The sequence below is a fragment of the Sphingomonas sp. SP3 genome, assembly GCF_058514305.1.
On record NZ_JBZSOE010000001.1, the window covers coordinates 1,579,895 to 1,597,500 of the forward strand.

The 17,606-nt window shown below is 64.8% G+C and carries 16 protein-coding genes (1 of these 16 cut by a window edge); 11 read left to right on the forward strand and 5 right to left on the reverse strand.

Going from position 1 to position 17,606, the window contains the following annotated elements; translation table 11 throughout:
- Positions 1-18: 18 nt before the first annotated feature.
- The 3 genes from AC4K8G_RS08250 to AC4K8G_RS08260 are packed head-to-tail and all read right to left on the reverse strand — an operon-like array spanning position 19 to position 3,219.
- Positions 19-579 (reverse strand): hypothetical protein, encoded by a 561-nt coding sequence (locus AC4K8G_RS08250; protein WP_491733675.1) that lies wholly within the window; start codon positions 577-579, stop codon positions 19-21.
- Positions 580-622: 43 nt separating this feature from the next.
- The gene (locus AC4K8G_RS08255; RefSeq protein ID WP_491733676.1) at positions 623-1,021 is read right to left on the reverse strand and encodes a hypothetical protein; all 399 of its coding nucleotides are present in this window, start codon (positions 1,019-1,021) and stop codon (positions 623-625) included.
- Positions 1,018-3,219, reverse strand: a complete 2,202-nt coding sequence (locus tag AC4K8G_RS08260; RefSeq protein WP_491733677.1) for a TIR domain-containing protein — start codon at positions 3,217-3,219, stop codon at positions 1,018-1,020. The genes AC4K8G_RS08255 and AC4K8G_RS08260 overlap by 4 nt, the downstream gene beginning before the upstream one ends.
- A gap of 110 nt (positions 3,220-3,329) precedes the next feature.
- On the opposite strand from AC4K8G_RS08260, the gene ispG reads away from it, so the two are divergent.
- From ispG to AC4K8G_RS08275, 3 genes are read left to right on the forward strand one after another with little or no spacing between them, the layout of a single operon-like run.
- Entirely contained in the window at positions 3,330-4,457 is a 1,128-nt protein-coding gene (gene ispG, locus AC4K8G_RS08265) for a flavodoxin-dependent (E)-4-hydroxy-3-methylbut-2-enyl-diphosphate synthase (protein ID WP_491733678.1), read from the forward strand.
- Between the two features lie 40 nt (positions 4,458-4,497).
- Positions 4,498-4,626, forward strand: coding sequence for a hypothetical protein (locus AC4K8G_RS08270; protein WP_491733679.1), 129 nt, complete (start codon positions 4,498-4,500; stop codon positions 4,624-4,626).
- A gap of 18 nt (positions 4,627-4,644) precedes the next feature.
- Positions 4,645-5,544 carry a DMT family transporter gene (locus tag AC4K8G_RS08275; protein WP_491733680.1) on the forward strand — a complete coding sequence of 300 codons (900 nt, stop codon included), beginning with the start codon at positions 4,645-4,647 and terminating at the stop codon, positions 5,542-5,544.
- Here AC4K8G_RS08275 and AC4K8G_RS08280 read toward each other — a convergent pair.
- Positions 5,541-6,182 (reverse strand): DUF1345 domain-containing protein, encoded by a 642-nt coding sequence (locus tag AC4K8G_RS08280; protein ID WP_491733681.1) that lies wholly within the window; start codon positions 6,180-6,182, stop codon positions 5,541-5,543. The genes AC4K8G_RS08275 and AC4K8G_RS08280 overlap by 4 nt on opposite strands.
- Positions 6,183-6,232: 50 nt before the next feature.
- Here AC4K8G_RS08280 and AC4K8G_RS08285 point away from each other — a divergent pair, with 50 nt between their 5' ends.
- Entirely contained in the window at positions 6,233-6,547 is a 315-nt protein-coding gene (locus tag AC4K8G_RS08285; RefSeq protein ID WP_491733682.1) for a DMT family transporter, read from the forward strand.
- On the opposite strand, the gene AC4K8G_RS08290 is transcribed toward AC4K8G_RS08285, so the two are convergent.
- Positions 6,544-8,139 (reverse strand): amidase, encoded by a 1,596-nt coding sequence (locus AC4K8G_RS08290; protein ID WP_491733683.1) that lies wholly within the window; start codon positions 8,137-8,139, stop codon positions 6,544-6,546. The two genes, AC4K8G_RS08285 and AC4K8G_RS08290, sit on opposite strands and share 4 nt — an antisense overlap.
- 105 nt (positions 8,140-8,244) lie before the next feature.
- Between AC4K8G_RS08290 and AC4K8G_RS08295 the strand changes: the two genes are divergently transcribed.
- The 7 genes from AC4K8G_RS08295 to AC4K8G_RS08325 form a co-directional block, all read left to right on the forward strand.
- Positions 8,245-10,827, forward strand: coding sequence for a TonB-dependent receptor (locus AC4K8G_RS08295; RefSeq protein ID WP_491733684.1), 2,583 nt, complete (start codon positions 8,245-8,247; stop codon positions 10,825-10,827).
- Positions 10,828-10,864: 37 nt separating this feature from the next.
- Positions 10,865-12,103, forward strand: a complete 1,239-nt coding sequence (hisS, locus tag AC4K8G_RS08300) for a histidine--tRNA ligase (protein WP_491733685.1) — start codon at positions 10,865-10,867, stop codon at positions 12,101-12,103.
- Entirely contained in the window at positions 12,100-13,185 is a 1,086-nt protein-coding gene (prfA, locus tag AC4K8G_RS08305; RefSeq protein WP_491733686.1) for a peptide chain release factor 1, read from the forward strand. Before hisS ends, prfA begins: the two co-directional genes overlap by 4 nt.
- The gene (gene prmC / locus AC4K8G_RS08310) at positions 13,182-14,009 is read left to right on the forward strand and encodes a peptide chain release factor N(5)-glutamine methyltransferase (protein WP_491733687.1); all 828 of its coding nucleotides are present in this window, start codon (positions 13,182-13,184) and stop codon (positions 14,007-14,009) included. The genes prfA and prmC overlap by 4 nt, the downstream gene beginning before the upstream one ends.
- A gap of 227 nt (positions 14,010-14,236) precedes the next feature.
- Complete coding sequence (locus AC4K8G_RS08315) at positions 14,237-14,869, forward strand: DUF4167 domain-containing protein (RefSeq protein ID WP_491733688.1); 633 nt, start codon at positions 14,237-14,239, stop codon at positions 14,867-14,869.
- Between the two features lie 112 nt (positions 14,870-14,981).
- Entirely contained in the window at positions 14,982-16,409 is a 1,428-nt protein-coding gene (locus AC4K8G_RS08320) for a DUF4139 domain-containing protein (protein WP_491733689.1), read from the forward strand.
- Between the two features lie 3 nt (positions 16,410-16,412).
- Positions 16,413-17,606, forward strand: the 5' portion of a protein-coding gene (locus tag AC4K8G_RS08325) for a DUF4139 domain-containing protein (RefSeq protein ID WP_491733690.1). Its footprint extends 312 nt past the window's final position; the window shows 1,194 of its 1,506 coding nt (coding positions 1-1,194); the start codon lies at positions 16,413-16,415; the stop codon falls past the right edge of the window.

Consider the following 17,606-nt stretch of genomic DNA (forward strand, 5'->3'; position numbering starts at 1 on the left):
AGCGCTCGCCTCAATCGATCATCCGCCGATGTTTTCCGAATCCCGACGGGAGACCATCCGGCGATAGAGGAACACTGCGAGCAGGATCACGGCTAGGCCCACCAGGCTGAATTCGGCGACCTGCTGGAAGGTGTAGTTATTTACCGTCTTGCCCCCATCATTGATGATGATTGGGTCGAGCTTTTTATGGGTCGCGTCGCCACCCAGGAAGTTCAGCTGGTAATGAAACTTCTGGGACGGCTGAGTGGATGTGTCGTCCTTTGTGTCGGTGATGGTCAGCGTCTTCCCTGCATTTGAAATGACCGGACTATGGAAGTGGGTGTCCATGAAAGCCTTGCTCGGCTTGCCATTGGCCCCAATCCAAATCGGTCCGACACCGGGCGTGCTGTCGAACTGGAGGTCGTTCTGGCCGCCGATGTTGAACGTGATGACATAGTCGCCCTTGGCGACGCCAGCATGGACGACAGGATAGGAGTTGGACTGGTTACTGGCTGCGCTGCCGTGCGCAACTTGCCAGGGCCCGTTGTTGGTGGCTGCCTGAATGGGCGTGACTACGACCGGTGGTAGGTTCGTCGGCATCGTATTTCCCCCTTCTGCTAGACTTCTCGGCACCTCTTACGGCTTAGACTTTGCCCCCATCGTTACGAATGATCGGATCGCAGGTCTGGCGCGCTCCCTCGCCGTCGATAAAGTTGAGCTGGTAACGAAGATCCCGGCCGCGGCCGCTGTTCGCATTCACGGTTTTAAGGGATCGCGAGGACAGGCCGGCGACATTCATTTGGTCGGAATTTATTCCGGGCGCGGGCGGGCAAGGACAATCCTCGCCGATCCAGATCGGATCATCGGGATCGAACGCCAAATTCCTCCCCGTCCGGTCATGAAGGTTGAAGTTTATCGCGTGCTTGCCGCTGTCCTTCTCAAGATGGAGACGAGCGTGCTCCGGCTTGATCCCGTCGAGCTCGAAATCGATGCTGCCATCCTCATTGGGCATGGCGACAATCTTGACGTTCCTGACCTTCATTCGCTCCTCACTATGACGGTTGACGCGAGCCGGCGCTCACGCGCGAACCCAGGGTATCGAAATCCCATTGTGTCGAGGCGCGCCGCGATCGCCGCGGCTTCGCGGCGTTGGCCCAGCGCATCCAGGATGAGTGCCCAGCGCGCGAGGTCCGACGGCGGGACCCCGACACCGCTGGGCCATACTGCCCGCGCCTTCTGCCAGTTCTGGAGCGCGAGCTGGCGATCGCCGAACGCGTTCGCTGCCTGTCCCCGCAGCAACAGAGCTTCGGCGAGAGAGATACGCTGCCTGGCGCTATTGTCTTTTGCCGACTCGGCTGTGGCGAGGCCGAGCGCCTTCAAGCTCAAATCGTTCGCTTCCTGGCTGGCACCGCGGGCGAGAGCGACGCGAGCGCCAAGCCTCAGGCAATCGCCGCGAAGCTGCGAGCGCCATGCCAGCACCGACGAGTCACGCTGAATCAAGCGGTTTGCGATGTCGCATCCGGCGCGCAGCGATTGGCCGGCTTGCTCAGCATCCCCGCTGGAAAGCTGCAAGTCGCCAAGATCGATATAGGCACCGGCCCGGGCCTTGGCCCATTCGGTATTATCGGGCTCGGTAGCGTTCAGCTCATCGCCGAGGCGCAGCGACTGCGTGAAATGCGCGAGCCCTTGTGACACATCGCCGCGCTCAGCGAAGAGCCGCCCAAGTGCGCGGTGCGCCGCCATGATCCTGTATTTCAGGGGAGCGTCATCGCGGCGGGTCGTTTGCTTCTCGAGCAGCGCGAGCAACCGTTCGCGTTGCGCAAGCGCGTCGTCGAGCGCCCCCTCGCTTTCGCGCGAGGTTGATAGCCAGGCGAGTGTCTCGCCGAGTTGGTCCCGGTAATCGCGATTGTTGGGCTCGCCTGCGGTCAGTCTTTCCGTGTCGGACAGCGCATGTTCGAACGTTGCCGACGCTTCGCCATATTTGTTCTGGTTCGCGAGAACGATGCCAAGGTTGGTGTCGGCGTAAATCCGCTCTAGCCGCCACTCCTTCTTGGATGGATCAAGCGAGACGAGTTGCTCGGCCAGCCGCTTATATTCGCGCCATTGCCCCTCCGCCTCGGGCAAAGCCCCACGCTGGAAGGCGATCGCCCCGACGTAGAAGACGTTCTGGGCATGATCGAAGATCTTCTGGCCGCTATCAGGGTCGCGGCGAAGCAATTCGCCGGTGCTCGCCAACGCCTCCTGATAGCGGCTTTGCGCGCCCGAAAGATCGCCGCGGGTTTGGGCAATTTCCCCCATCAACGTCAGCGCCTTGCTTCGCTGCGCGAGCGCTTCGTCGCTGAGCTGGCTTTTGTCCTGCTTCTGGTAATACGCGAGCGCTCGGCTGCCGACCGCGTCCAGAGCGTCGAGACGCCCAATCGGCTCAAGCTTATCCTTGAGGTCGCCGAGCATGAAGCCGACCAGGCCTTCCGCCTGCCGCCGCTGTTCGCGTGCTTCGTCGCGGGCTTTGATCGCGGTCACCGCCAGGGTGCTGGTGATCGCCATTCCGGCGAGCGACGCAGCTGCAAGCCAGGCGAGACGCCGCTGCCGCCGCAAGGTTTCGCGCTGGACCAGGTCGTCGAGCCCAACACCGAGCATGCCCGCGACAAGTTTGAGGAAGCCCATCCGCCGGCCGTCCCCCGCCTCGCGGAGGTCGGCTGCGAGCGGCTCGGCGCGCTTCGTGGTTCGCCGTCCGCGGCCGTCGTAGCGAAAGCGCAATGCGGGCGGGAAACATTCCTCTCTTTCCCGGCCGGGCAGATCGCTTGCATATGGCTCGCCTGAAATGATCGCAGCGAGCACGCAGCCTTCCGGCCGGGTTCGTTTGAAATGCTCGATTTCGGCATTGGTCCATTGCGACTTCGCGGCTTCGGGCGAGCAGAGCACGATCAGATATTGCGAGGATTCCAGCGCGATCCGGATTTCAGCGCCAAGGTCGTTGGCGGCCGCTAGCTCGTGGCGATCGCGGAAGATTGGCGTCAGGCGTCTCGGAATGACTCCGTGCTCGGTAAGCTTCCCTGCGAGCGCGTGCGGGACGCGGAATTCTTCGAGCTGGCGGTGAAGCCAGTCCGCCAGCTCCGAATCCTTGTGGCTGTAGCTGAGGAAGGCATAATATCGGGCGTGGGGCCGGGCGATGTGATGGACCTCGGCGACCGCCTCCCGCGGCGCGCCGTCGTCTGCCGGCACTCGGGCATGCTTGGTCATCTGACCGCCCCCATCAAACCCGCAACCCTAGTTAACACAATGAGATAAGCGGGGCGAGGTGATTCCGGACCGGCTTTGCCGCGCGCGCGTCAGCGCCTATATGCGCCGTCATGTCCATCCGTCCCTGGCGAGATATCGATCGGCGCAAGTCGCGGCAGATCATGGTCGGCTCCGTGCCTGTGGGCGGAGACGCGCCGATCAGCGTCCAGACCATGACCAACACGCCGACTGAGGACGCCAAGGCGACCATCGACCAGATTCGCCGCTGCGAGGAAGCCGGCGCGGACATCATTCGCGTGTCCTGCCCGACCGCCGAGGCGACCGCGTCGCTGAAGGAGATCGTCCGCGCGGCCAATGTCCCGATCGTCGCCGACATCCACTTTCATTACAAACGAGCGCTCGAGGCGGCCGACGCGGGCGCCGCCTGCCTGCGCATCAATCCCGGCAACATCGGGTCGGAAGAGCGCGTCAAGGAAGTGATCGCCGCGGCGCGGGCTAACGGCTGCGCCATCCGCATCGGCGTGAATGGCGGCAGTCTCGAGAAGGACCTGCTCGAAAAATATGGCGAGCCGTGCCCTGAAGCATTGGTCGAAAGCGCCCTCGACCATATTCGCATTCTCGAGGACCACGGTTTCCGCGACTATAAGGTAGCAGTGAAGGCCAGCGACGTGTTCCTCGCCGTCGCCGCTTACCAGCAACTGGCGAGCCAAGTGGACTGCCCCTTGCACCTCGGAATCACCGAGGCGGGCGGCCTAATCGGCGGCACCGTCAAGTCCGCGATCGGCATCGGCAACCTGCTGTGGGCCGGTATAGGCGACACCATCCGGGTCTCGCTCTCAGCCGAACCGGAAGAAGAGGTTCGCGTCGGCTACGAGATCCTGAAGGCGATGGGCATCCGCAGCCGCGGTGTGCGTGTCGTGTCCTGCCCGAGCTGCGCGCGCCAGGGCTTCGACGTGATCCGCACTGTCGAAGCGCTCGAGTCACGGCTCCAGCACATCAAAACGCCGATGTCCTTGAGCGTCCTCGGCTGCGTCGTGAACGGACCGGGCGAAGCGCGCGAGACCGACATCGGCATCACCGGCGGCGGCAACGGCAAGCACATGGTCTACCTGTCCGGCGTGACGGATCACCACGTCCAGGATGCCGACATGATCGATCACATCGTGCGGCTGGTCGAAGCGAAAGCGGCCGAGCTCGAGGCCGCGCTCGAGGTGCCGACGCTCGACGCGGCAGAATAAGGTTAGCCTTCCTTAACCACTCCGGGCGCAAGCTCGGGTGATGGTCAAGTTGTTGTTTATCCTGATCATGAGCGGCGCGCTCGCTAAGGCGGTTCAGCCTTCCCCGCCGCCGCTGCTGATCGACTCAGCGCCGGCTGCTCCAATCGTTGCACTCGACGTAACGAATTAATCCCCTAAGCGCGGTCTTGTGAGCCGCGTCGCCCAGCATCCGGTCCAGGCCTTCATGGTCGCGCTCGGCGCGGTTGCGGTGCTGTCGATCATGGATGCGGTGATGAAGCATCTCGTGCTTGCGATTGGCATCGTCGCGGTCAGCATCTGGCGTGCGTTTGCGAACTTGTTGATCAGCGGGGCGCTCTACCTGCCCCGAAACAAGCGCTGGCCCGACCGCCCGACCTTGCGCATCCATATTGCGCGCGCGGTCGACGTGACAGTCATGGCCTTCCTGTTTTTCTGGGGCATAGCGCGCGTGCCGCTTGCCCAAGCGATCGCGCTGACCTTCATCGCCCCGCTCATCGCTCTGTTGCTCGCCGCCCTCTTTCTTCACGAGCGGATCGGGCGGCGTTCGATCCTTGGGTCGATCGTCGCCTTTACGGGAGTCATCGTCATCGTGCTTGGTCAGGCGCGAGCGAACCTCGGGGATGAAGCGCTGCTCGGGACAGCGGCGATCCTCGGTTCGGCGCTTTGCTATGCCGCAAACATCGTCATGATGCGGCGTCAGGCGCTCGCCGCCGACCCGTTCGAAATCAACTTCTTTCAATCCTCGGTAATCATGATTCTTTGGCTTGCGGCGGTTCCGTTCGTCGGCATGCCCGCCTGGCCGCAGCAGCAATGGCTATGGGTCATCGTCGCAGCCTTGATGTCGAGCAGCGGAACCCTGCTGTTTGCGTTCGCTTACGCCCGTGGCGAGGCGAGCTATCTTGCGGTCACCGAATATAGCGCCTTCCTGTGGGCCGCCGCGCTGGGTTGGATCATCTTCCGCGAGCCGGTGTCGGCGTTCACGCTCGCCGGCGCGATGCTGATCGTTGGCGGCTGCCTGGTCGGCGCGCGCGGCAAGACCAGCGCGCCGCCGGAAATGGACTATACCTAGGCCGACCCGAGCACGTTGATCGTGAACGCGAGCACGCCGATGTTGAAGAAGAAGGCGGCGAGGCAATGGATCGTCACGATGCGCCGGATGCGCTCGCTGGTGATCGTCACATCGGACGTCTGGAAGGTCATGCCGAGCGTGAAAGCGAAATAGACGAAGTCCCAGTACATAGGCTCCTTCGTCGCCGGGAACTCGAGCCCGTGGCATCCCGACTTCGGATGGATGTAGGCGACATGCGCGTAATGCAGCGCATAGATGGTGTTGCTGAAGGTCCAGGCGACGATCAACGTCACGATAATCAGGATTTTGGTGTAGGGCTCCGGATGGCGCCCCACCGTCTCGGCTGCGATCGATAGCATCAGCACTGCCATGACGATCCCGGTGATCCCAAGCAGGACCGTCCGGTTGCCGTCGTTCTTCTTCGCGAGCTCCTCTATCTCCTTCGCCTTGTGCAGTCGGAGCAGGGGTGAGCACAAGGCAATGAACAGCAAGGCGGCAAGATCGAAGCCGGCCATGATCCCCAGCGGCCAGTCGCGGATGATCACGCAGGCGAAGATTGCTCCCGCTACGAGCGCGAACAGGAAGACTAGGAAGCGCCACGGCGCAATCATGTTGCCGATGGTGCGGGGTTTGGTCATGAGGCGGGAACGTAACGAACGCGCCACTTTCGTCCAATGAAGGATTTTTCATGCCTTGGTTCTGGCTGATCGTCGGCGGCTTGTTCGAGGTCGGGTTCACCACGTCGCTGCGGTTCGTCGACGGCTTTCGGAACCTGCCGTGGACGCTGGCCTTCCTGGCATCGGTCGCGGTCAGCATGGGGCTGCTCGAGCTGGCCTCGCGCTCGATGCCGATGGGCACGGCCTATGCTGTTTGGGGCGGCATCGGCGCGGTTGGCACCGTCATCGTCGGCATCCTCTGGTTTCACGAACCGTCGACGACCATCAGGATCCTGCTGATTTTCGCGATTGTCGCGGCAATTGCCGCGCTGAAGCTGACCGCTTAGCGCGGCGCGGGCTGCAGCTGCGGCGCGATGTTCGGGTCGTCTTCCTCGATCGAGCGGTAGAACTTCGGCGTCGGGAAGGGCCCGCGTGCCTGCTCGAACGCGAAGCCCAGCGACAGCAGCCGCGCCTCGCTCCATCTGGGCCCGATGAAGCTCAGCCCCACCGGCAGCCCTTTGACGAGACCCATCGGCACGGTCAGGTGCGGATACCCCGCCACGGCCGCCAATCCGCCCGCACCGCCGCCGATGAACGTATCGCCGTTGACGGCGTCAATCTTCCACGCTGGGGCAAGCGTCGGCCCAACGAGAGCCACGACATCATATTGCTTGAGAAGGTGATCGATCCCACCCGGCCCGGCTGCGCGGAAGCTCGTCTCGCGCGCCTTCTTGTAGGCCGGATCACCGAGTCCCTTGGTCTTCTCAGCTTGCTCGAACTCGTCCTGCCCAAATAGCGGCATCTCTGTCGCCATATGCTCATTGTTGAAGGCGATTGCGTCGGCGAGGCTGCGGATCGGGATCTGCGCCGGGCTCCCGCGCAGGTAAGTGCCGAGGTCCGCCTTGAGCTCGGTCATCAGCACGCTGAACTCGTTGGGCCCAATCTTGCTGCTGTCGAACTTCTTGATCTCGACGAGGGTCGCGCCTTGCTGGCGAAGCAACGCCAGCGCGGTTTCGAATGCCGCGTTAGTCCCGAAGCCCGACGCAAAGCGCATCACGCCGATCCGCTTGCCCTTGAGGGAGCCCGCGTCCAGCGCAGCGGCATAGTCCGTCTTGTGCTTGTCGGCCTCCGCGGTGGCCGGGTCAGCCGGATCACTCCCGGCAATCACGGTAAGCAGCTCGGCCGCCTCGCGAACGCTCGCCGCCATCGGTCCGGCCGTATCCTGGCTGTGACTGATCGGAACAATGTGGGTACGGCTGACCAGGCCGACGGTGGGCTTTAACCCGACGATACCGTTGATGGCCGCAGGGCAGGTGACCGAGCCGTCGGTCTCGGTGCCGATCGCAAGCCGGACCATACCCGCCGCGACCGCCGCCCCGCTTCCACTCGACGACCCGCACGGGTTGCGATCGAGCGCCCACGGGTTGCGCGTTTGCCCGCCGACCGCGCTCCATCCGGAGATCGAGCTGTTCGAGCGGATGTTGGCCCATTCGCTCAAGTTAGTCTTGCCGACGATGATCGCACCGGCCGCACGCAGCTTCGACACGAGCGGCGCGTCGCGGTCGGTGACGTTGTTCGCGAGTGCCAGGCTCCCGGCCGTGGTCGGCAACGGTCCGGCAAGCTCGATATTGTCCTTGATCAGGACCGGCTGCCCCGCGATCACTCCAAGCGGGCGTCCGCTCATATCGAACGCCCGGGCCTGGTTGATCGCGGTCGGATCAACGGCGAGCACCGCATGAACTTGGGGGTCGATTTGATTGATCCGGTCGAGCGCGGCCCGGAAATTGCCTTCCGCCGAAGGCTGGGCGGGCGTTGTCGGCGACACGGCCGCAGCCTCGACCCCGGCGGGTGCAGCTGGCGCGGCGACCGGCATCGAAGGCGGGGGCGCTGCGGCGCATCCGGCCAGCAGAAACAGCCCAAGGGGTGCGAACGCACGCATACCGTCCCTCCTCACATTTCCGCTTTCTGTCGGAGCAAATCGGCACTTTGTCGAGCTTCACGGCGTTGTCATCGCCTGTTCAGGCTGCCGGTCTAGCGGAGTATCATGTATTATCGTTCGTTAATGCTGCTCGGAGCAGCCACCATCGCCTTGCCCGGTGTTGCGCATTCCCAGGATGCGCCAGCGCCGGCACCTAATCCGGCTGACACCCAGCCCGCTGCCAGCGCTGAGCCCGCGCCTGCGGCGGAGCCTTCTGACGATTATGGCGACGACGAAGGTGCGATTGTCGTCACGGGCTCGCGCAGCCTCCCCGGCTCCGCGATCGGCGACATCCCGCCGGAAAACACGCTCGATTCGCGCGACGTGCGGGCGACGGGTGCAACTAACATCACCGAGCTGCTTGATGCGCTCGCGCCGCAAATCGGCAGCGCGCAGGGCCGGGGCGGTGAAGCCCCGGTGCTGCTACTCAACGGGCAGCGCATCTCCGGCTTCCGCGAGCTCCGCGACATCCCGACCGAAGCGATCAGCCGGGTCGAGATCCTGCCGGAGGAGGTCGCGCTGAAATATGGCTATCGCGCCGACCAGAAGGTCGTGAATATCGTTCTTCGCAACCGCTTCCGGTCGACCGCGGTGCAGGTGGCGGGCACGACGGCGACCGACGGCGGATATGCCGGCGGCGTCGGCGACATCACCCGGCTGATGATCGACAAAGCCGGCCGCACGACCTTCAACCTCCATGCCGAAGGCAACGGCATGTTGACCGAGAACGAGCGCGACATCTTGCTCAGCAACCCGCCCTCGGCCGGCACGATCGACCAGGCCCTCGCCGCGCGCTCGCTGATTGGCACCAAGCGCGACCTGCGCGGGTCGGCGACGGTCAACCGCAAGATCCTCGGCGATGTCTCGGCGACCTTCAATGGCGAGCTCGAGCATCAGGAGGGCCGCTCGCTGATCGGGCTCGGCGAGACATTGATCGAGCCGCTCGCGCGCAACACATCCAGCAACAGCGCCCATGCTGGCATGGCGCTTAATGGCACCAAAGGTCAGTGGCACTGGACCGTAACCGGCAATGCCGACCTCGATCGCAACATCACCAAGACCGATCGTGACGACCCGGACGGCCTGCGCGACCGCGCGCGCGAAACCAGCACCTCAGCCGATCTGACGGCGACTGCCAACGGGAAATTGTTCAAGCTTCCGGCGGGCGACGCAAGCACGACGATCACGCTTGGCGGGACGACCGAGCATCTCGACAGCCACCGATTCACGGCAACTGCCGACACTGATACGTCGCTCGGTCGAACAACGGGGCAGGCCGCGATCAACCTCGACCTTCCCGTTTCGCGGCGCAACCGCGACTTCAGTGCGCTCGGCAACCTTACTTTGAACGGCAATGCTGAAATCAACCAGCTGTCGGACTTCGGCACGCTGACGACGTTCGGCGCCGGCGCCAACTGGTCTCCGGTCGACCGGCTCAATCTCATCACCAGCTGGACGCGCGAAGAAGGTGCGCCGACCATCAACCAGCTCGGCGATCCCGTGCTCGAGACGCCGGGCGCGCGCATCTTCGATTTCACGACCGGCCGGACGGTGCTCGCCACGGCCGCGACCGGCGGCAACCCCGGCCTCCTCGCCGACAAGCGCAACGTGTGGAAGATCGGCGCCAATTGGCAGCCATTCGCCAACACGCAGCTGCGGCTGCGCGCCGACTACGTCCATTCGACGATTGACCGGCCGATTTCGGGCATCACCGTGACGGAGGCGATCGAGGCGGCGTTCCCCGACCGATTCCAGCGGGATTCTTCAGGTCAGTTGCTGCGGGTCGATTTGCGGCCGGTTAACTTTGACAATGCGCGCAGGGACACGCTGCGCATCGGCTTCGATTTCTCCAAGCCGCTCAAATCGCAACGTCCCTCGCAGTCGGTCATGGACCAGATCCGCGCCCAGTTCAGCGGCGGCCGCAACCGCGCCGACGGCGCGCCCGCGCAAGGCGGCAATGCGGCCCCGGCGCCGCCACCCGAGGGCGGTCCACCGCCCCCGGACACCGGCCCTCCGGCAGGTGGTGGCGACAGCGGCGGACGCGGCTTCGGCGGCGGCGGTCGTGGCGGACGCGGTGGCTTCTTCGGGGGTGGCAATCGCGGCCGGCTGACCTTCTCGCTGACCGATACGATCACCTTCAAGGACAAGGTCACGATCGCGCCTGGCGTGCCCGGGCTCGATTATCTCCACGGAGATGCGGCCGGGTCGAGCGGTGGAACGCCGCGCCACCAGGTCCAGGCACAGGCCGGCTGGGCCAACAACGGGATTGGTGCGCGGCTTGGCGCCAATTGGCGCAGCGGCACAAATGTCGACACCTTGAGCGGTGACAATCTTCGCTTCTCGCCGCTCGCTACCTTCGATCTGCGGTTGTTCGCCAACCCCGGCGATGTGCCCGAAATGGCGATCAAGCACCCGTGGATGCGCGGCACGCAGCTAAGGCTGGAGGTCAACAATCTGTTCGACGCCAAGCCGAAGGTTCACGACGCGGCCGGCAGCGTCCCTTCCAATTATCAGCCGGACCTGCTCGACCCGCTGGGCCGGACGATCATGATCAGCTTCCGCAAATTGTTCTCGCCGCCGCCGAGCTTCTTTCGCCAGCAGCGCGAGCGCGAACAGCAGCAACAGGCACAGCCGACAACCACGCCCTGATTTTGCGGATAGCGAATTTGTGCTTTAGCGCCGTAGCATGACGCCGGTTCAGCCCGTTCGGGGCACGCAAAGCCTGCTCGGAGAAGACGCCGACCGCCTCGCCGCGGTGGTTGCCGCGTTCGATCGCGCGCGCCGCTTGTTCGGGTTCAAGCGCGTCGAGGTTCCGACGATCGAGCAGACTCAGGTTTTCGCGCGCTCGATCGGCGAGACGACCGACGTCGTGTCGAAGGAAATGTATTCGTTCGAGGATCGCGGCGGAGAATCGATCACGCTCCGGCCCGAATTCACCGCGGGCATTTGCCGCGCTTATTTGAGCGAAGGCTGGCAGCAGCATGCGCCGCTGAAACTCGCGACGCACGGCTCGGCGTTCCGTTACGAGCGGCCGCAGAAGGGACGCTTCCGCGAATTCCACCAGCTCGACGCCGAAATCATCGGTGCTGCCGAGCCGCAGGCCGACGTCGAGATATTGAGCCTTGGCTACCAGCTGCTGGTCGAGCTTGGGATCGCCGACGGCGTGACTCTGGAACTGAACACGCTCGGCGACCCGGAGACCCGCGACGCGTGGCGTACGGCCCTCGTCGAATATTTCCACGGGCATAAGGAAGAACTGTCGGAAGACAGTCAGGCGCGGCTCGAGCGAAACCCGCTGCGCATCCTCGACAGCAAGGATCCACGCGACAGGGGCATCTGCGCCGACGCGCCGAGCGTCGATGAACATCTAACGAGCGAGGCTTCCGACTTCTTCTCGGCGGTTGTCGCGGGCATCGAAGCCGCCGGCGTTCCGTGGAAGCGCAACGCGAAGCTGGTGCGCGGGCTCGATTATTACCGCCACACCGCATTCGAGTTTGTGACTGACCGCCTTGGCGCGCAAGGCACGGTGATCGCGGGTGGCCGCTATGATGGACTGGTTGAGGCGCTCGGCGGGCCGCACACGCCGGCGGTCGGCTGGGCCGCCGGGATCGAGCGGCTGGCAATGATGATCGGGGCGCCGGCGCGCGAAATGCCGACTGTGGTTATCGTGCCGCTCGGCGAACGCGCGGAGAAAGAGGCGCAGCGGATCGTCGCGGGGCTTCGCCGTGAGGGCGTCGCGGCCGACATGGCGTTCCGCGGAAACATGAAGAAGCGGATGAGCAAGGCGAACGATGCCGGCGCCGCTTACGCGCTGATCATCGGCGATGATGAGCTGGATCGCGGTGAGGCGCAGCTCAAGAACCTCGCCAGCGGTGAACAGCGCGGCGTATCTCTAGACCTGCTTGGTGAAGCGCTCGCACGATGACGCAGATTTCGTCCGACCGCATCGCGTCGATCGAAGCGCGCAAGCATGAACTCGCCCAGGCGATGGCTAAGCCCGACCTCGCGCCCGACGAATTCGTGCGCCTGAGCAAGGATTATGCAGCGATCGAGCCGGTGGCCAATGCCGCCCGCGAGGTCCGCCGTCTCCGCGCAGAACTGCTCGTGCTCGACGGTATGGTTCACGACCCTGCGGCCGAGGCCGAGCTCAAGGAAATGGCGGCGACGGAAGCCGACGAAATCCGCCACAAGCTTCCGCTCGCCGAGCGCGCGCTCGCGGTCCAGCTGCTTCCGCGTGATGCCGCCGACGACCGCGCGGCGATGCTCGAAGTTCGCGCCGGGACCGGCGGCGACGAGGCGGCGCTGTTCGCCGGCGACCTGCTTCGGATGTACCAGCGGTTCGCCGACGAGAAAGGCTGGAAGTTCGAGCTGATCAGCGCGAGCGCCGCCGAGCTCGGCGGCTACAAGGAAGCGATCGCTTCCATCAACGGCCGCGGCGTGTTCGCCCGGCTGAAGTTTGAAAGCGGGGTCCACCGCGTCCAGCGCGTTCCGGTGACCGAGAGCGGGGGCCGTATCCATACGTCGGCCGCGACGGTCGCGGTTCTACCCGAGGCGGAAGATGTCGACGTCCATATCGACGACAAGGACCTGCGGATCGACGTCTATCGATCGTCGGGGCCCGGAGGGCAGTCGGTCAACACGACCGACAGCGCGGTCCGCATCACTCACCTTCCAACCGGGCTCGTGGTGATCCAGCAGGACGAGAAGTCGCAGCACAAGAACAAGGCCAAGGCGCTCAAGGTGTTGCGCACGCGCCTGTTCGAGATGGAGCGCGAGCGCCTTGCGAGCGAGCGCGCCGGCGCGCGCAAATCCATGGTGGGTTCAGGTGATCGGTCCGAACGGATCCGCACCTACAACTTCCCGCAGGGCCGCGTGACCGACCACCGCATCAACCTGACGCTTCACAAGCTCGACGAAGTCCTTGAGGGCCGCGGGCTCGAAGAGTTGATCGACGCTTTGGTTGCCGAGGACGAGGCCGAGCGGCTGGCAGGCCTGGACGAAGCGTGAAGCAAATCGTTCGCGCGCTGGCGGATGCCGCGCGCCAGCTAAGCGAGACGAGCGATACCGCACGGCTCGATTCCGAGCTGCTGATGGCCGAAGCGCTCCATATCGATCGCGACAAGCTCATACTGTCGCCGCCCGATCGCAAGGTCCCGCAGCGCTTCTGGAAGATGGTCGAGCGGCGCCAGTCGGGCGAACCGGTCGCCTACATCACCGGTCGCCGCGCCTTCTGGAACATCGACCTCCATGTCGGGCCCGGCGTGCTCGTGCCGCGCCCCGATTCCGAGGTGCTGATTGCTTCGGCGATCGAGCATTTCGAAGGAACTGCTGGCCCGATGCGGATACTGGACCTCGGGACCGGGCCGGGAACCTTGTTGCTCGCCGCGCTTGATGTGTGGCCCGATGCGACAGGTCTCGGCGTCGATGTATCGCGCGGCGCCTTGTCCTACGCCGCCGCGAACGCGCGCCGGCTCGAACTCGAAAGCCGCGTCAAGCTCGTTCAGGGCAATTGGGCCGACGGGCTGGTCGAGAAGTTCGACCTCATTCTGTGCAATCCGCCTTACATCGCCGACGGAGCCGAACTTGGCCCGGGTGTCGCTGAGTACGAGCCCGACGAAGCGCTCTTCGCGGGCAAGGATGGCCTTGATGCCTATCGTGAGCTTGCCCCGCAAATCCCGCGGCTGCTTCAGAAGGGCGGGTTCGCCGCTATCGAAATCGCGCCCGATCAGGCCGAGCAAGTGATGGATTTTCTGAGCCGCGACGGGCTGCAAGCGCGGGTCGCCGAAGACTTGGCCGGGCGGCCTCGTGCGGTCCTGTTAACCTGGATATGAGAGAAAAGCGCTTGGCATTGCGCTGCGGGGACACTACATCAGTTGTCAGGACCGGGCCTGCTCCCTTGTGAAAAGCTGAGCCAGCTCGCTCCACCCCCGACGCAATCGGCCGTTCATTTCGCGCAACTTATGCGCAGACCGGAACGAAAGGGTCAGGACCGCGCCTCGGCGTTGGCCCGCCCGCCTAGGCCAAGGGGCTTATGATTACTGCGTAAGGACGTAGGCATTTGATCAATAATCGTCAGGGCGGCCGCCGGCGCGGTCGTGGGGGACAAGGTGGTGGTCGGAACCTCGGCGGACAGCCGGGCAACCGCCAGGATAATCGCCAGCGCGGCAACGCTGCGCAGCTCCTCGAGAAGTACAAGAGCATGGCGCGTGATGCGCAGCTCGCGGGCGACCGTGTCCAGACCGAATATTATCTGCAGTTCGCGGATCACTATTTCCGCGTCCTCAGCGAAAGTCGTGCTCGCTTTGAAGAGCAGAACCCGCGGCGTCAGCGTGATGATGACGACGGTGACGATGACGGCCAGAGCGACGACGAGATGGTCGAGGCCGAGGCTTCGGACGACGGCCGCGAGGAGCGCGACGAGCGCGACGAGCGCTTCAACCGCCGCAACCGGCCGCGCCGCGACGACCGCGGTGACCGCGACGACCGTGGCAATCGCCAGCCTCGCGCCGAGGCCGAACCGGCCCACGCCAACGACAGCGAGACGATCCCGTTCGACGTTCTGCCGCCGGCAATCGGCCGCGATGAACCGGAGGCTGCCGAGACGTCGGATGACGAACCGCGGAAGCCGCGTCGCCGCACCCGTGCTGCTCGCCCGGCCGAAGGCGAAGACGAGATCGCTCCGGCGGCCTGAGCCGCATTCAGAACCGGTTAACTGCTGATCGCATTTTCTGTGCAGTATCAGCGGGTTGGCTAACCGATACCAGGTATCGTTCTCCCCGCCAGTGAGTTTCGGGGAGACTATAATGCGTCACATATTCCTTTTCAGCGCGGCGATTGCCGCGTCGGCGCCGCTGCTTGCACAAGCGGATGTTCCAGCGCCCACGCAGACGGCGCAAGGGGACGTTGCCGTCACCATCTACAACAACGACCGAGCGCTGGTTGAAGACAAGCGTGTCATCAACCTGCCCGCCGGGCGCAGCCGTCAGGAATTCCGCGACGTCTCTGCCCAGATCCAGCCGGAAACGGTGTCCCTCTCGGGCCGTGGGATCGGCATCGTCGAACAGAATTTCGACTTCGACCTCTTGAGCCCCTCGGCGCTGATGCAGAACGCGGTCGGCCAGACGGTTACGCTGGTGCGAGTCAATCCGGCCAACGGTGCTGAGGTGCGCGAGCGCGCCAAGATCCTTGCCGCCAACGGTGGCGTCGTGATGCAGATCGGCGACCGCATCGAGGTGCTTCGCGATGACGGGCTGCCGGCACGCGTGATCTTCGACCAGGTCCCGGCCAGTCTTCGCGCCCGCCCGACCTTGTCCGTCACGGTCCAGGCCGATGGCGGAGGATCGCGCCCCGTGACCTTGACCTATCTGACGCCCGGGCTCGGCTGGTCCGCCGACTATGTCGCTTTGTTCGACGAGCCCAACGGCCGCATGGATGTCCAGGGCTGGGTGACGCTGACGAACAACAGCGGAACGCCCTACATCAATGCGAACACGATGCTCGTCGCGGGCGCGGTCGGAAACAGCTCGGGCGCCTACCGGAACTTCGGACGTTATCCATCTCCGCCACCCCCGCCGCCGCCGCCGCCTGGCGGCATCTACCAGGCCGGCACCCAGACGGCGGGCCGCGAACGTCTCGGCGATTTCTATCTCTACCCGCTGCCCGAACGCACCACGATCGCCGACAAGCAGACCAAGCAGGTCAGCTTCCTCGACGTTCATGGCGCGCCGGCTTCACGCGGGTACGAATTCAACAACGGGTGGCTGACGACCAGCGACCAGCCGATGAGCGTGTCCACGGTCCTGCGCTTCTCCAGCTCACGCGACGGCGGGCTTGGCGACGCGCTGCCCGCGGGCACCGTTCGCGTCTATCAGCGCGACGCGCGGGGCAACCCGCAGTTCGTCGGTGAGCACCCGATCGGTCACACGCCCATGGGATCGCAAATCGGTCTTGCGACGGGCCAGGCCTTCGACGTGAAGGTAAGACCGGTGGTCGAGGAGCGAACCCGCGTCAGCGGCGACCGCTGGAAAACGCGCATGCGCTACACACTCACCAACGCATCGCCCAAGCCGGTAACCGTCGACCTGTTCCAGAGCGGCCTTGTCGGCGACACCCGCGTCACCAACGAGAGCATGAAGTCGATCCGGCCCAACGCCGACCAGGCTCGCTGGAGCGTCCCGGTCCCGGCCAACGGCGAAGCGACCGTCACAGCGACCTTCGACAGCCGTTATTGATCGATGCGCGCGCTGGCCCTGATCGCGGCGGTTCTCTTCTCGGCGCAGGCGACGGCGCAGAGCGTCGTGACGTCTCCCGCGCCCGAGCGAGTTGCCGTGACCGTCTACCGCGATCCCGATCGCGGCGTGACACAGCTCAACCTCGACTGGCTCGGCGGTTATGCCCTGGTCAGCGAGACCCGGCGGATCCGACTGCCGGCCGGCGAGAGCGACGTCCGGTTCGAGGGCGTGACCTCAGGCATCGTGCCGCAAAGCGCGATCCTGACCGGCCTGGGCGAGGCTGTGCTGGAGAAGAACCGCGACGCACGGCTGCTGTCGCCCGGCGCTTTACTGGATGCGTCGCTCGGCGAGCGGCTCCACCTGCGGCGGACATCGAAAGCGACCGGGGCAGTGCGGGAGCAGGATGCCATCGTTCGCGCGACCAGCGACGGTATCGTCGTGCAAACGGCGGACGGGATCGAAGCGTTGCGGTGCACGGGCTTGCCCGAGAGCCTGACCGCAAACCAGGTGCCCGTGGGCCTGTCGGCCAAACCGACGCTGTCGGTCAGGGTCCGAAGCCCCGAGGCGATGGAGCGGACAGTTACGCTCTCCTACATCACCAATAATTTCGACTGGCAGGCCAATTACGTGGCTGAGCTGGCGCCGGCCGGCGACAAGGTATCGCTGTTTGCCTGGCTGACCCTGGCGAACGCTGACGAGACCGGTCTCGCCAACGCGCAGACACAGGCGGTCGCGGGCAGGCTCAATCGCCAGCGTGTCTGGGTGCCCGCCGGCGAGGCCAAGGCGATCAACATCACCTGCTGGCCGCAAGGCACCACGAGCGATATCCCCGAGGCGCAGCCGATCCAGGTCGTGGACGCCCAAGAGATTACGGTGACCGGCTATCGCGCGATCGCGCCTGCAGCGCCCCCGCCACCACCGCCCGCGCCCGAGCGCGGTGGGGGGGACGTTATTGCCGAGCAGGAACGGCTCGGCGACGTCCGGCTTTATCGCATCCCGATGGAGGTCACGGTCGCGGCCAAGTCGCAGAAGCAGGTTGCGTTCCTCAAGCAGCCGGCGGTGAAGGTCGAAAGCGTCTATCGGCTCCAACCGCCGCCAAGCGAGTTCGAGTCCGCGCTCGAGCGTGTGCTGGTGACGCGCAACGAAGTGGCGAAGGGCCTCGGCATGCCCCTGCCCTCCGGCGGTGTCGTCTTGTTC